The sequence below is a fragment of the Pseudovibrio sp. Alg231-02 genome (genome assembly GCF_900143565.1).
GTDB lineage: Bacteria > Pseudomonadota > Alphaproteobacteria > Rhizobiales > Stappiaceae > Pseudovibrio.
In genome coordinates this window covers 124,322-136,886 of record NZ_FREX01000009.1, presented here as the reverse complement: position 1 = coordinate 136,886, position 12,565 = coordinate 124,322, and the positions used below count along the sequence as shown (strand labels likewise).

The window sequence follows — 12,565 nt, the reverse complement described above, 5'->3', positions numbered from 1 at the left end:
GATAGCCTTTAATGGACGACCTTATTGACCAGATCGATGCCATAGGCCTGTTGACCATCAAGGATCGTACCTTCTGAAAGGGTAATGCGCAGAACGATTGAGTTGGGGTTATCCTCATCGCCTTCTTCATCAAACCAATTGAAGATATCTTTGAACTTCGCTCTAATTTCTGAGTTCTTTTCAGCTTTCACCCAGCCGAGATTTTCAGCTGTTCCCTGGAAAGAAAAGCCTTCCATACCGCAAACAGAAACTTCGCTGTTCTGCTCTATCTGTAAGGTCTTATTTTTTCTTGCGTCAGTGGACACATAAAACGTACCACTTTCATAATAGGCGCAAACCATGCGGGTTGAAGGGCGGGGTTTACCGGCTTCCTTCTCAGATAAGGATATTGTCGCGAGGGCAATAACCACTTCTTTGTTGTTTCCGCAACGTGTTTCAATAAGTTTGATCGTATCGTCGTACTTACTCATTTTCAAACACCTCCAATTATTGGTGTTTCATACAGAGGACCACATTGAGTGCTTGCTTGGGTGCTCTACTGCTCAGTGCAAACCTGTCATCAAGGTTATATGAGACAGTGAAAGTGGGCACCTTCCTAAGCTATTTGGCTGTTTCATGCTTCTCTGGGCTCTGGTGCCCATGAGGGTTATGCCGCCCTGAAATGTAAGGAGCAAACCCATTGACAAGAAGTCGGAACAGGAGCTGACACCCATGTCAGGCAATCTGTATGGTCTCTAACCTCCGCACAGTTACCGCAGCCATATATGGAAGACGTCAGGCTCACTAAAAAAGCTTAGGCTCATCTCTCTTAGCATCAAGTCCGAACTGCATTTCCCGCACAATTTATTCTCTCGCTACCCAGAGGTCGTTCCAACAATCACTTCTGTGTGGTGGATGCGTTCCAAAGTAGGCTTCCCCAGTTACCCCACCTTTTCCGGCATGCCTTTGCCGTTGTTCCACCAGCGGTTTGGGTTGGTGCTGTTGGGGTTGTAGGCGGCGCGGCTGGCCCAGTCTTCGCGCAGGAAGATGACGGGTTCTTCGTAGTGGTGAGCGTAGATTATGGCGTCCATGACTTTTTCGAGCACTTTCGGGTCGCGTTCGATGGAGATTTTGAGCTCTACCATGGGGTAGGTCTCTGTCATGCCAGCCTGAAAGCCCTCAATGTGGGTTGTGGTGGTTGAGTTTGGTTCGGGCTGTGCTGTTTCCTTGCCAACCGCCGAAATACTGGCGTTGCGCTGGTAGCGCCCAAAGCTGAGCGGGTGCACTTGCATGACGGCGTCTAATATGCGGTCAGTGTCCTCCTCCAGCGTTTGGATTTCGATTGTCCAGACTGGCTCGAAACTTCCTGATTTTGCCTTGTATTTTGATAAGTCGTGCATCATCCCTCCCCTTACTCTGAATCCTGCACTTTACCGCTAAATGTGCCGTAGAGGCCTATGATGCCAACCATGCAAATCAGCAGGCCCGCGATGACGTTGAACAGCGTGCCTTCATAAAACGATGTGTAGGCGAAGTAGGCGCCGTAGATGCTGATAAAGCAGGTGATGAGCACGTACAGGACTTTGCGGAAATTGCGCATAAGACAGCCTCGTTGGCAGGAACCTGAGGGAGCCTAGCAGATTCCTTCTGCTTTGCATTCAAGATTGATCAGGGTGCTGCCGATGAAAGTGTCGCTTTTTTTCAATACGTGGGCACCGTGCCTGACTAGGGTCATCCTCATGAAAACAGGAGGAAATCCATGCATTTGAAATACGTTATTCTGTACGTTGAGAGCCCTCGTGAGACCATCGACTTTTATTGCAAGGCGTTTGATGTAGAGGCGGGTCTGATTACTGAGGGAGGGGATTATGGCGAGGTGAAAACTGGCGAGACGACGCTGTCCTTCTCCTCCTTCGAGTTGATGAAGAACCTTGGCAAAAACCCATCGCAGGCGGATGCAGGCAATCCCTGCTTTGAGATTGCATTCCAGACTGACGATGTGGCTGGCAACCTTGAAAAAGCATTGGCCGCCGGTGCTGAGCTTGTGCAGGAGGTCAAAGACGAGCCATGGGGGCAGACGACATCCTACGTCAAGGACATGAACGGCTTTCTGATTGAGATTTGCTCGCCAGTGACGGCCCCGGCCTGAGGCTGGTGCTTATCCGAAGGCGATGGACTGAGCCTGTCGTTTGAAGCCGGAATTTGCGGCGAATTGCATGGGCGAGGTGCCGAACCAGCGCTGAAATTCGCGGGTCATATGCGCCTGGTCGGAGAAGCCGTTGTCGAGGGCAAAATCAGCCCAACCTTCTGCGGTTTCAATCGCACGCGCGGTTTTGCGGATGCGGGCGAGCTGGCGCCAGTAGACAGGCGAGCGGCTGGTGTGGCGCGCCAAGGTGCGCTGCAAGGTTTTGAGCGTCACCCCCAACGCTCCAGCGGAGGCGGCAATGGACAATTGCTCCTCCGCGATACAACCCAGCGCTTCGGAGACTCTGGTGTTGAGGCGGGTGTGGTCTGCGAGCAATCTGCAGATGGTGGCTTCATCCCAGGAGCCCAGCACGCTCAGCGCTTTGATCAGGTCTTGTTCGTTTACCTGCGTGCCCGGCTTCAGGCGAAAGCCGATCATGCGCTTAACAGTTATTCGTTCTGTCTGGTGGGGCTCGTCGAACAGCTCTGATACGTGCCACGACGGGCGTTTGCCTTCTACTTCCGTGACGATCAGATCTCTGCACCCATCCGGCAAGATTGGGCCAGAGACACCGAGTTCACCCGAATGATGCCAGACCTGAGCAAGCGTTTCAGGCAGGGACGCGCATGTGTGATTGTGCTGCAAACATTCCCTCCCCTGTTTGCTTGGTGGTCCGCTTCAGGCAATTTGCCATCAGATCAACGAGGGAGCAAACGGATTCACTCCGAATGCCTCACCTCTTTGATCATACGCATATCGTTACTTCGTGGCGATGAAAACATCTCGCTTTGGAAACTGCCTGACTGCCTTGGATTGCCGGTTGAAGTGTGCTGTCAGCAGGTAATTCGGATTGCTGGCGAGCCATTCTGACAAGTCGATGGCCTGATACTCCCCCGTGTTAAAGGCAATCAGGATGCGGGCCTTTTTCGTACCTGTGTTTTCAATAGAATGGCCATAGCCTTGTGGGATGTAGCCAACATCGCCTTTATTCAGCGTTTCGATGGCATACCGACCTTTTGCGCCAAACATCGTCACGTCGATGCTGCCGTCCATCACGTACTGCCATTCATCCGCGTTGGGGTGCCAATGCAGCTCTCTCAGCGCACCTGGATCGAGTTCCAGAACAATGCCGGTGATGGTGGTTGCAATGGGGAATTCATTCTGACTGACGCGCCATATCCGTCCACCCTTGCGTGTGACCTTAGGTTCCTGCTTCATCAGGCTGTATTTGTGCGCTTCCGGAGTGGGGTTGAACTCGCCCTGATGCGGAAGCGTTGGCTGTTCTGGCGGGATGACACCGTGCACGAAGTAGGCTTCTGATTTGGGGAAGTTGTCAAACGCGCTTTCCGGCATGTCGAGGTTTTTTGCCAGTATGTTCTTCGGAGTGTTCCCCAGCCAATCGGTGATGCTGAACGTGCCGAACTCAGAGAAGTAGCCGTTGTCGAAGATCAGGATGAAGTGGCAGGGCTCATCTCCGATGCATTGGATTGAGTGTCCGTGACCTCTTGGAAAGTACCAGACATCGCCGGGGTCAAAGTCATCTGTCGAAGACTGGCCATTAGGATTGATAACCGTGGTGCGGCAGCGGCCATCCATGACGAAGGCCCATTCTGCTGCTGTCGCGTGCCAGTGCAGCTCTCGGGCAACGCCCGGCTCCAACCGCATGGAGACTCCGGCAATTCCTGTCGAGATGGGGAACTGCTCGACAGTCGCCTCTTTGCCGAAACTGCCACCATCAACGCGCCCTTTGGTCTTCTCCAGTTCGAACTTGAACCTCGGAAGTTCTGTGTTGGCCAAATCCGGTTCAGGAACGTTGTTCCAAAATGGCCCTGATGGGTATTCAGCTGCAGAGGCTTGTGTCGCAACCGCTCCGCCCATACCTGCTGCCACAGCAGCTTTGAAAAAGTCCCGTCTTGATGCGCCAGACATGTTGCCTCCCTACGATCAGGAAATGCAGCGCGCACATACTATCACGACGCCGTTCCTGAGCAATGGTGGGAGGTCGTTGTTTGGCTCAAGCAACCGAAATGCTGCGGTTAGCGTTAACCGCTCGTGCTCGGGCAAATTCAGAGAAAGATAGGTTCGAAAGGCATCACGACATCACGCCCTCCATGAAGTGCTGATGTTTGTTGCAGAGGCACCGAGGGCCGTGTGATTACCGCTCTTCCTCTTCGGCGAGGTAGCGTTCGAGTTTGGTGTGGTTGGCGACTTTGAGTTCGCGGCCGCGTTTTTCGACCAAGCCGTGTTCAATCAGTTGGCTGACGGCGCGGCGGTAGACGCGTTCTGAGCAACCGAAGCGTTCGGCCTCGCGGAAGACGCGCTCGAACTGGATTGGCGGTTTGTTGCCGCGTTCACGCATCAGCAGGTCTTTGGCGATGTTGTAGGCCAGCGGGTACATGAAGTGCGAGGTGACCCGGTCCATCACACCCTGATAGGTGTCGGCCAGACATTGGCTGAGCCAGATGCCCACATGAGGATGTTGCACCAACAGGGCTTCCAGCTCTGCAATCGGGATGACGCGCACGCTGACGGGACCATCGCAGCGGATGTCGAACTGAATTGGTTTTCCCGTCAGAAATTCGATCTCACCATAGAGGCGGTCTTCGATATTGAATCTGCCGTGACTGAAGCGTCGCCCATTGGCAGCGGTGTAGCTGACCGTGCAGAAGCCATCATCGATCCAATACAGGTGTTCAAGGTTTTGGCCTTGCCGGAGGAGGTAATCTCCAGGCTCCATATGGCGTAGAAGAAACGGGCCAGTTTTGACCCATTCTAATACTTCCTTATGTCCAATGTCTGCGAGCGATTTAATTGTCATTTTTGCATTATTTAGTTCAGAGATGCGGACAATTGTCCTGTTTTTGAATCGGAGATATTTCTACCTTTCTCCTTGCAAGCTGCATAGGAGAATCTGATGACACCGCATATCAACGCCCAGACTGGAGACTTTGCTGAAACAGTCCTCATGCCGGGTGATCCGCTTCGCGCAAAGTATATTGCAGAAACCTATCTGGAAAATGTACGCGAAGTAACAAACGTGCGTAATGTGCTTGGTTTTACTGGTGAATACAAGGGTAAGCCAATTTCAGTTATGGCACATGGTATGGGCATGCCATCCATCTCTATCTATGCGCATGAACTGATCAACTTTTACGGCGTGAAACAAATCATTCGCGTGGGCAGCTGTGGCGGTGTTGATGAAGAGCTGAAACTGCGCGATCTGATTGTCGCAACAAGTGCCAGCACCAACTCCGCAATGATCCGTGATCGCTTTGCTGGCTATGACTATGCTGCTGCACCTGATTTTGAATTGCTGAAGGCCTGTTCTGATGCAGCTGGCGAGCTGGGTCTGTCGCCGCGCTTTGGTAACATCCTCTCAGGTGATCTGTTCTACGGTTCCAACCCTGCGCTGCTGCCAGCGATGCAGAAAATGGGCGTTCTGGCAGTTGAAATGGAAGCTGCTGCATTGTTTGCAATTGCTGCGGAATTCCGTGTGAAAGCGCTGTGCGTGCTGACCGTATCCGATCACCTGATCACAGCTGAGGAAACCTCCTCTGAAGAACGCCAGACCAGCTTTAACCAGATGATGGAACTGGCTCTGGAAACTGCATATGCAACAACACCAGAAATGGCTGCGGCATAATGAATATGGAACTTGTAGGCTATCTGGCCTCAATTACTGTGATGACTTCCCTCCTGATGGGCAACGTCCTGTGGCTTCGTGTGATCAATATGGTCGGTTGTATCCTGTTCACCATCTATGGTGTTGCAGTTGATGCTTACCCAGTTGTTTTGCTCAACGGCATGTGCGTGTTCATCAACATTTACCACTTGGCAAAACTGAGAAAGCAACAACAACAAGCACTTACGCCAGCAGAAGCGTAAGGCACTCGCTCCCCATCAAGCCAAGGTAATTGTAAACTTAAGAGCCCTGAGCGTCCTCCAAGACGCGCTCAGGGCTCTTTTTCTATCTGCCGTCCGATTGCCGCTATCAGCCAGGCTGCTGCGCTTGCAGGATGTGCTTGTAGTAGATCTCACCACGCTCTGCGGCGAACATGTCGATGGTGAGGGTCTGCATAGAGAGGATCAGGAGCGCTATTCCAATTGCCTGAAGGTGCGCGTTGCTGAACAGGAAGAAGAGCGCGAGGCCGCCCAGAGCGAACGCAATTGCAAGCGGATAGGTGATACGGAAGATTTGCTCAAATCCTTCCACGCGCTGTTTTTCTTCTGCAATGAAGCCAGCAGGATCAGCCTCATACTTCTCGGCGAACGTGGTCATCCGCTGGGTGTTGTTGATGACACCAAAGACACTTGTTGAAACACCGATGAGACCAAGCACAATGAGCGGGATCATCATAGCCTTGGCATGTGGTGTGGTGCCAAACCAGCCAAAGGCAATGCCTGAGAGCAATAATGTCAGGCCAAACACGCCGAAGAGCGACGCTTCCAGAATCTCGCCCTTGCACCATTGCAGGGTGTAGTGAATGAAGTCCATTTGGCACCTCGATGAGTTATCGTTGCTCCAATTAAGTGAACGATGTTCTCTTGTCAATTCCAGTATTAATCCGACGCTTTGATTTGCCTGATTATGAAGTCCGTGAAGACCTTGATCTTGGGAGAAATCAGTTCGCGTTTCAGGTAGATCGCGTAGGTCGAGGTTTGCTGGCCGTGGGGACTGAAGGTCAGATCGGGCAGCACCTGAGCGAGATCGCCTTTATCAAGCTCCTGGCGCACGGCCCAGTGAGGGATAAGTGCCAGTCCCCCATGATTGAGGATCAGCTGCTTTTGTCCGTTGACGCTGTTTGTTTCAAGCGCATCGCCCAATGTCAGCCTTTCAATTTTCTCCGAGATTTGAAACCAGTTGGCCCATCCCGCATAGCCGTATTTGATGCAGCAGTGATGTGAAAGATCATCTGCAGTTTCTGGTGTTCCTGCATGTTGAAGATAGGTTGGACTGGCACAAATGATGAAGTTGTTGGGCAGCAGATGCCGGGCAATGAGTGAGGAATCTGACAGTTTTCCGCTTCGGATTGCAACGTCGACTCCTTCCTCAATCAAGTCGACAACGCGCTCGGTGAGCTCCACCTTGATGTTCAGTTTGGGATGGTTTGCAAGAAACTCTGGCACAAGCGGCAGGATGACGGTTTCGCCAAAGCCAACGGTGGAGCTGATTGTGAGGGTGCCCTGAGGCTCCTGTTGCAGATCACTGATTGCGCGTTTGGCTTCATCAAGGTCCGAGAGGATTTGCCGTGAGTAGCTGTAAAAGCGCAGTCCAGCCTCAGTTGGTGAGACTTTTCTTGTGTTCCGGTTCAGCAACCGAACGCCAAGCTCTTCCTCAAGGCTCACAATTTGCCGAGAGATTGAGGAGGGCTGCAGGTCAAAACGGCGGCTGGCTTCTGTGATGCTGTGCGCTTCCATCACCGCGTTGAAATAAGCGATCCGTTTCATCATGACAGCGTCCTCCTCGATTTCATTATTGCTTTATACGCAAAAATGATTTGTTTGGTGCCGTATTGTTCTGCGCTAATTGCAAAAATAAGTTTGCCTCACGAATAACAAATGAGGCTTCCCATGAAAGCGATGATTTTGAACGGGCTGGGCGCGAGCGATGTGTTTGAGCTGGCTGAGATTGAAAAACCAGCAGCCTGTGCCGGGCATCTGGTCGTAAAGGTATGCGCGACCAGTGTGAACCCTCTGGACACAATGTTGCGATCCACAGAGACACCGTGGTCTGAAAACCTGCCTCAGGTTCTGCACGGAGATGTTGCAGGTATTGTAGAAGAGGTTGGTGCGGACGTTCCACGGTTTAAAGTGGGAGACCGGGTTTATGGCTGTGCTGGTGGTGTAGCTGGCATTAATGGTGCGCTGAGTGAGTACATGCTGGTTGATGCGGACCTGATGGCCCACAAGCCCACTTCGTTGACCATGCGCCAGGCAGCGGCACTGCCATTGGTCTCCATCACCGTTTGGGAAGCATTGGTGCAGAAGTTGAAGATTTCAGCGGGCGATAAAGTGCTGGTGCATGGTGCAACTGGTGGGGTTGGTCACATTGCAGTGCAGCTTGCCAAGGCTTTGGGGAGTGAGGTGACAACGACTTCACGTTCCAAGAAACTCACAGCAGCTCAGAAGCTTGGTGCAGACCATGTGGTGAATGCGGACGAGACATCCGTTGCCGAGTACGTTGCTCAGCACACTGGAGGCGAAGGGTTTGATGCTGTCTTTGATACCATTGCCGGGGATCATATTCAGAAGAGCTTTGAAGCTGCTCGCATGAATGGCGCAGTTGCTACGATCCTGCCGATTGCAGATGTTTTGCTGGTGGCATTGAAAGGCCTCAGCTTCCATAGTGTGCTCATGTTAATCCCGATGGTGACGGGCAAGAGCCGGCGTGTGCATGGTGAGATTTTGGAGCAGATTGCCAAGCTGGTTGACGATGGCAAGATCACGCCTCTGCTGGACGAGACTGAGTTCTCAATAACAGATGTGGCAAAGGCTCATGACCGGCTTCAATCCGGCGCTGCGGTTGGCAAGGTTGTCATGGACGGCTTCCACGCAGAAGCTTAGTTAGCTTAAGTGACCGCCAGTGTGGATTTCTTGTGCTGGCGGTTTCATCTCAAGCGTTGAGCGACTTAGTCCAGCATCACGTTGCGGCGGGCTTCGTTGGTGCGTTTGGTGGAGAGGAGCAGGTTGGTTTCACTGGCTGAGATGCCGTCAATCAGGCGGATACGGCGCAGAACATCATCGAAGTGGACCAGCGTGTCGGTTCCCAGTTCTAGGATCAGATCCCACTTGCCGTTTGTTGTGTGCAAGGCAGTGACCTCGGTCATCTTGTTGAGGTGATCGACGATGCGCTGGGTGCCTTTGCCCTCGATCTTGATCATCATAATGCCACGAACAGGTTGTTCAAAGACATCGCCCCGCAGCACGACCGTGTAGCCGAGAATGTCGCCGATGGACTTCAAACGCTCCATACGTGAGCGCACAGTCGAGCGAGAAATCTTCAGCTCAAGGGCAAGATCAGAAACACTCGCACGCGCATTTCTACGTAGTATCGCGATGATTTTTTGATCTATCTCATCCAAAGTGCGTAACCTTACTTACCAATCTGGCCAATGCGACCACCATTTTGATCACAATGCCAGCTTTTTACCGCCACTTCCACAAGGATAATACCCCATATCGGATTTAATCGGGAAGTGGGAATGAAGAATACCGTTGTGCTCGTCGGGGCACCTGTACAGACAGGAACCAACATTCAGGGCTGCTTGATGGGCCCGGATGCTCTGCGAACTGCCGGACTGCAAGACTCCCTGGAAGCACTGGGCTACTCCGTTATAGACCGGGGCAACATTTTACCAGAGGCAAGTCGGGATCGGGTTCATTCCAACGGCGCTGTCCACCATTTGAGTGAGACAATCAGCTGGACCGAGAAGCTACATGATGTGGCTTTGGCGGAAGTCCGCGAAGGTCATCTCCCGGTCTTCCTTGGTGGCGATCATTCCATGGCAGCTGGAACTGTCAGCGGTATCGCCCATGCGGCGGCAGAAGCTGGTGAAGAGCAGTTTGTGCTCTGGCTGGATGCACATCCTGATTTCCATAATCTCAGCACAACGACCAGCGGCAACCTGCACGGCACGCCCGCGGCTTACTTTTGTGGTCTCTCCGGTTTTGAGGGGTATTATCCGGAGCTGAACACAGCGATCAAGCCAGAAAATATCTGCATGATGGGCTTGCGGTCCGTCGACAATGCGGAGCGGGCTGCCCTGCAGAAAACCGGCATTGAGACCTATGACATGCGCCGGATTGATGAAAACGGTGTGGTCAAGCCGATCAATGAGTTTCTGGAGCGTGTGAAAGCCGCCAATGGTCGCCTACACCTGAGCTTTGATGTGGACTTTCTGGACCCGGACATTGCGCCAGCAGTGGGCACAACTGTTCCCGGCGGTGCGACTTTCCGTGAGGCGCATCTGATTATGGAAATGCTCTGCGACAGTCAGCTGGTCACTTCTGTGGATCTGGTTGAGCTGAACCCATTCCTGGATGTGCGTGGCCGGACGGCGACTTTGATGGCAGATCTGGTTTCCAGCTTGTTTGGCAAACAGGTGCTGGACCATCCAAACCGCGCCTGATCGCAAGCAACACAATAAAAGATAGGTATCCCCATATGGTCCAGTTCGTAAGCGTTTCTAAAATTTTGGATTTGGTCAACAAACACGGTGTTGAGACTGTTTTGAAAGGCATGACCGAGTATGTGGAGGAAGATTACCGCCGCTGGTCTCTGTTTGATAAAACACCTCGTGTTGCAAGCCACTCCAAAGTTGGCGTTATCGAATTGATGCCGACCAGCGACGGGGAGCTGTACAGCTTCAAATATGTGAACGGTCATCCGAAGAACACCAAGGAAGGTAAGCAGACTGTGACTGCATTTGGCATGCTTGCTGATGTGGACACGGGCTACCCGTTCTTCCTCTCCGAGATGACCGTTCTGACTGCCCTGCGCACTGCTGCGACCTCCGTTATGGCGGCAAAGCATCTGGCGCGAGCAGATTCCAAGACGATGGCAATCATCGGCAATGGGGCTCAGTCCGAGTTTCAGGCGCTGGCGTTTAAGGCGGTGATGGGCATTACCAACTTGCGTCTGTTTGATACGGATGCGGAAGCGACTGAGAAGTGTGCTGCAAACCTTGATGGCAAAGGCTTTACCATCACCATCTGCCGCAGTTCTGAAGAAGCGATCACGGGTGCGGATATCATCACCACGGTGACGGCGGATAAGCAGCAAGCCACCATCCTGACAGACAACATGGTTGGGGCTGGTGTGCATATCAACGCGATTGGTGGCGACTGCCCTGGCAAGACCGAGCTGCACAAAGACATTTTGCTGCGGTCCAAGATCTTCGTTGAATACCCGGAACAGACCCGCATTGAAGGTGAGATCCAGCAGCTGGATGATGACTATCCGGTTGTTGAACTTTGGGAAGTGATTACAGGAGCTGCTGAAGGCCGCACCACCGAGCGCGATATTACCTTGTTCGACTCTGTTGGCTTTGCCATCGAGGACTTTTCCGGCCTGCGCTACATCTATGATCTGGTGAAGCAGGACGAAGCAACTCAGGACCTGGAGATGATTGCTGAACCGGCTGATCCGCGCAATCTCTTTGGCCTTTTAGAAGTTAAACAAGCTGCCGAGTAAGAGCAGCGGTCATCGTTAAACTATCCCTTGCCCGGGGTTTGTAAGCGCCTGCCTACCTAGCAGGCGCTTCTTTTTTGCTTGGTTCGCTTACGGGTTTAACAAAGGCCGACGACTATGGTTCGGCGCTTTTCCTGATCATTTACAGGATAGACTCGATGTGAACTTTCTTTGCTTCTTCCCAGATCGCATCAATGAAGATACTGATGGTCTCGCGCAGTTCAACGCTGTTGTTTGGATCGACCTGTTCAGCAAGGAGCTCATCAAACAATCCTGCTTCTACAACTCGGCCTTCCACGACCTCCGCAATCTCAGGGGTGTACTTTTCTGAGATAAACTGTGTGATCACATCGAGGGTGTCCACGGCTGCCTGCCTGATCTCATTATCAGGGACGGAGAAGTTCCCCTCCAGCAAGTTTGCCGGAAGCACAGAGGCCACGTCATGGTTTTCCGGCTCTGCTGCTTTTGCTTCGACTTTCGAAATAAACGCTGCAGTTTCCTCATCTTGTATAGCGCCGTTGGAACTCGACGCTGCATATTTTGCAGCTGTTACTTCGTGATCGGAAATTAACGCGGCGAGTGGATCGCTATTCAACTTTTCGTCTGCATAGTGAACACCGGTTACGACCTGTCTTGATGTCAGGCTGTGGTTTTGGCCAGCTGAGAAACCGCAGGCGTTGCAGGCCTGATCGTACGCTTGTGTTCCAAGGGTTGCGCCATACTTGTCCTGAAGGGCAGTCCGGAACGCTCCCTGATCTGCTGCTTTTTGAGAATCTAGGTTGCCCTGCAGAGCAAGCCAGGAGACAAAACGACCCTGTATAGACGTGCTTGCCTGACGGGTTTGCACATTCCCATCCGCAACCGTCAGCTTTTGAGAAGGCGCTGAATCGACCGCGATATTCTGAAAATTGCTCAAGCTAACTGAAGTCATAGTGTCCATCCCATTCTGCTGGTTTCTTTTGTAATGGGATCAGGCTAACGCTAAGTCAAAAGAGCCAGTGTCCTGTTCATCACAGCGCTCATGACACCTGAGTAACAACTCTGTCAGACGGGGGATGAGAAGCAGTCGTATTCAACTCTTTCAAATGGCAGGATTAGTAAGCGTGTCTCCCCATATAGCAAGCATTTGTTTATATATTTGGTTAGCCAAAACCACGGTGCATGAATGCAAATAATGTGCGATGCGCTGTTCGAAAAGTGCAAGCAAAGAG

16 protein-coding genes are annotated in these 12,565 nt (G+C 52.3%); 6 read left to right on the top strand and 10 right to left on the bottom strand.

What is annotated here, in order from left to right; translation table 11 throughout:
• Positions 1-8 precede the first annotated feature (8 nt).
• From DHN43_RS21205 to DHN43_RS21195, 3 genes are all read right to left on the bottom strand, one after another.
• Positions 9-470 carry a pyridoxamine 5'-phosphate oxidase family protein gene (locus tag DHN43_RS21205; protein WP_108819946.1) on the bottom strand — a complete coding sequence of 154 codons (462 nt, stop codon included), beginning with the start codon at positions 468-470 and terminating at the stop codon, positions 9-11.
• Between the two features lie 450 nt (positions 471-920).
• Complete coding sequence (locus DHN43_RS21200; protein WP_208995542.1) at positions 921-1,379, bottom strand: hypothetical protein; 459 nt, start codon at positions 1,377-1,379, stop codon at positions 921-923.
• 11 nt (positions 1,380-1,390) lie between these two features.
• On the bottom strand, positions 1,391-1,579 hold the full coding sequence (locus DHN43_RS21195; protein WP_108819945.1) for a hypothetical protein: 189 nt from the start codon (positions 1,577-1,579) through the stop codon (positions 1,391-1,393).
• A 159-nt stretch (positions 1,580-1,738) separates the two neighbouring features.
• Here DHN43_RS21195 and DHN43_RS21190 point away from each other — a divergent pair, with 159 nt between their 5' ends.
• Entirely contained in the window at positions 1,739-2,128 is a 390-nt protein-coding gene (locus DHN43_RS21190) for a VOC family protein (RefSeq protein ID WP_108819944.1), read from the top strand.
• 9 nt (positions 2,129-2,137) lie between these two features.
• Here the strand turns inward: DHN43_RS21190 and DHN43_RS21185 are convergent, their stop codons facing one another.
• The 3 genes from DHN43_RS21185 to DHN43_RS21175 form a co-directional block, all read right to left on the bottom strand.
• A complete protein-coding gene (locus DHN43_RS21185; RefSeq protein ID WP_108819943.1) occupies positions 2,138-2,809 on the bottom strand; it encodes a helix-turn-helix domain-containing protein in 672 nt (223 codons plus the stop codon).
• A 114-nt stretch (positions 2,810-2,923) separates the two neighbouring features.
• Entirely contained in the window at positions 2,924-4,093 is a 1,170-nt protein-coding gene (locus DHN43_RS21180; RefSeq protein ID WP_244306869.1) for a cupin domain-containing protein, read from the bottom strand.
• A gap of 226 nt (positions 4,094-4,319) precedes the next feature.
• Complete coding sequence (locus DHN43_RS21175) at positions 4,320-4,982, bottom strand: Crp/Fnr family transcriptional regulator (protein ID WP_082830558.1); 663 nt, start codon at positions 4,980-4,982, stop codon at positions 4,320-4,322.
• A 96-nt stretch (positions 4,983-5,078) separates the two neighbouring features.
• On the opposite strand from DHN43_RS21175, the gene deoD reads away from it, so the two are divergent.
• Together deoD and DHN43_RS21165 are read left to right on the top strand one after the other, a co-directional pair.
• Positions 5,079-5,807, top strand: a complete 729-nt coding sequence (gene deoD, locus DHN43_RS21170) for a purine-nucleoside phosphorylase (RefSeq protein ID WP_057461610.1) — start codon at positions 5,079-5,081, stop codon at positions 5,805-5,807.
• Positions 5,807-6,049: a YgjV family protein gene (locus tag DHN43_RS21165; RefSeq protein WP_057461608.1), complete on the top strand. Its 243-nt coding sequence runs from the start codon at positions 5,807-5,809 to the stop codon at positions 6,047-6,049. Before deoD ends, DHN43_RS21165 begins: the two co-directional genes overlap by 1 nt.
• A 106-nt stretch (positions 6,050-6,155) precedes the next feature.
• Here the strand turns inward: DHN43_RS21165 and DHN43_RS21160 are convergent, their stop codons facing one another.
• Together DHN43_RS21160 and DHN43_RS21155 are read right to left on the bottom strand one after the other, a co-directional pair.
• A complete protein-coding gene (locus DHN43_RS21160) occupies positions 6,156-6,659 on the bottom strand; it encodes a hypothetical protein (protein WP_108819942.1) in 504 nt (167 codons plus the stop codon).
• A 65-nt stretch (positions 6,660-6,724) separates the two neighbouring features.
• Complete coding sequence (locus DHN43_RS21155; protein WP_108819941.1) at positions 6,725-7,615, bottom strand: LysR family transcriptional regulator; 891 nt, start codon at positions 7,613-7,615, stop codon at positions 6,725-6,727.
• A 120-nt stretch (positions 7,616-7,735) separates the two neighbouring features.
• On the opposite strand from DHN43_RS21155, the gene DHN43_RS21150 reads away from it, so the two are divergent.
• Positions 7,736-8,728, top strand: a complete 993-nt coding sequence (locus DHN43_RS21150) for a zinc-dependent alcohol dehydrogenase family protein (protein ID WP_108819940.1) — start codon at positions 7,736-7,738, stop codon at positions 8,726-8,728.
• A gap of 65 nt (positions 8,729-8,793) precedes the next feature.
• Here DHN43_RS21150 and DHN43_RS21145 read toward each other — a convergent pair whose 3' ends face one another.
• Positions 8,794-9,246, bottom strand: coding sequence for an Lrp/AsnC family transcriptional regulator (locus DHN43_RS21145; protein WP_057461604.1), 453 nt, complete (start codon positions 9,244-9,246; stop codon positions 8,794-8,796).
• Positions 9,247-9,366: 120 nt separating this feature from the next.
• Here DHN43_RS21145 and rocF point away from each other — a divergent pair, with 120 nt between their 5' ends.
• Positions 9,367-10,293, top strand: a complete 927-nt coding sequence (gene rocF, locus DHN43_RS21140) for an arginase (protein WP_063317295.1) — start codon at positions 9,367-9,369, stop codon at positions 10,291-10,293.
• Positions 10,294-10,328: 35 nt separating this feature from the next.
• The gene (locus tag DHN43_RS21135) at positions 10,329-11,357 is read left to right on the top strand and encodes an ornithine cyclodeaminase (protein WP_108819939.1); all 1,029 of its coding nucleotides are present in this window, start codon (positions 10,329-10,331) and stop codon (positions 11,355-11,357) included.
• 139 nt (positions 11,358-11,496) lie between these two features.
• On the opposite strand, the gene DHN43_RS21130 is transcribed toward DHN43_RS21135, so the two are convergent.
• Positions 11,497-12,285 (bottom strand): hypothetical protein, encoded by a 789-nt coding sequence (locus DHN43_RS21130; protein ID WP_108820009.1) that lies wholly within the window; start codon positions 12,283-12,285, stop codon positions 11,497-11,499.
• Positions 12,286-12,565: the final 280 nt, after the last annotated feature.

Excerpts from the sequence above, each read along its gene's own strand:
- DHN43_RS21205 (WP_108819946.1), bottom strand. The coding sequence starts at position 470 with ATGAGTAAGTACGACGATACGATCAAACTTATTGAAACACGTTGCGGA.
- DHN43_RS21200 (WP_208995542.1), bottom strand. The coding sequence starts at position 1,379 with ATGCACGACTTATCAAAATACAAGGCAAAATCAGGAAGTTTCGAGCCA.
- DHN43_RS21195 (WP_108819945.1), bottom strand. The coding sequence starts at position 1,579 with ATGCGCAATTTCCGCAAAGTCCTGTACGTGCTCATCACCTGCTTTATC.
- DHN43_RS21190 (WP_108819944.1), top strand. The coding sequence starts at position 1,739 with ATGCATTTGAAATACGTTATTCTGTACGTTGAGAGCCCTCGTGAGACC.
- DHN43_RS21180 (WP_244306869.1), bottom strand. The coding sequence starts at position 4,093 with ATGTCTGGCGCATCAAGACGGGACTTTTTCAAAGCTGCTGTGGCAGCA.
- DHN43_RS21175 (WP_082830558.1), bottom strand. The coding sequence starts at position 4,982 with ATGACAATTAAATCGCTCGCAGACATTGGACATAAGGAAGTATTAGAA.
- deoD (WP_057461610.1), top strand. The coding sequence starts at position 5,079 with ATGACACCGCATATCAACGCCCAGACTGGAGACTTTGCTGAAACAGTC.
- DHN43_RS21165 (WP_057461608.1), top strand. The coding sequence starts at position 5,807 with ATGAATATGGAACTTGTAGGCTATCTGGCCTCAATTACTGTGATGACT.
- DHN43_RS21160 (WP_108819942.1), bottom strand. The coding sequence starts at position 6,659 with ATGGACTTCATTCACTACACCCTGCAATGGTGCAAGGGCGAGATTCTG.
- DHN43_RS21155 (WP_108819941.1), bottom strand. The coding sequence starts at position 7,615 with ATGATGAAACGGATCGCTTATTTCAACGCGGTGATGGAAGCGCACAGC.
- DHN43_RS21150 (WP_108819940.1), top strand. The coding sequence starts at position 7,736 with ATGAAAGCGATGATTTTGAACGGGCTGGGCGCGAGCGATGTGTTTGAG.
- rocF (WP_063317295.1), top strand. The coding sequence starts at position 9,367 with ATGAAGAATACCGTTGTGCTCGTCGGGGCACCTGTACAGACAGGAACC.
- DHN43_RS21135 (WP_108819939.1), top strand. The coding sequence starts at position 10,329 with ATGGTCCAGTTCGTAAGCGTTTCTAAAATTTTGGATTTGGTCAACAAA.
- DHN43_RS21130 (WP_108820009.1), bottom strand. The coding sequence starts at position 12,285 with ATGACTTCAGTTAGCTTGAGCAATTTTCAGAATATCGCGGTCGATTCA.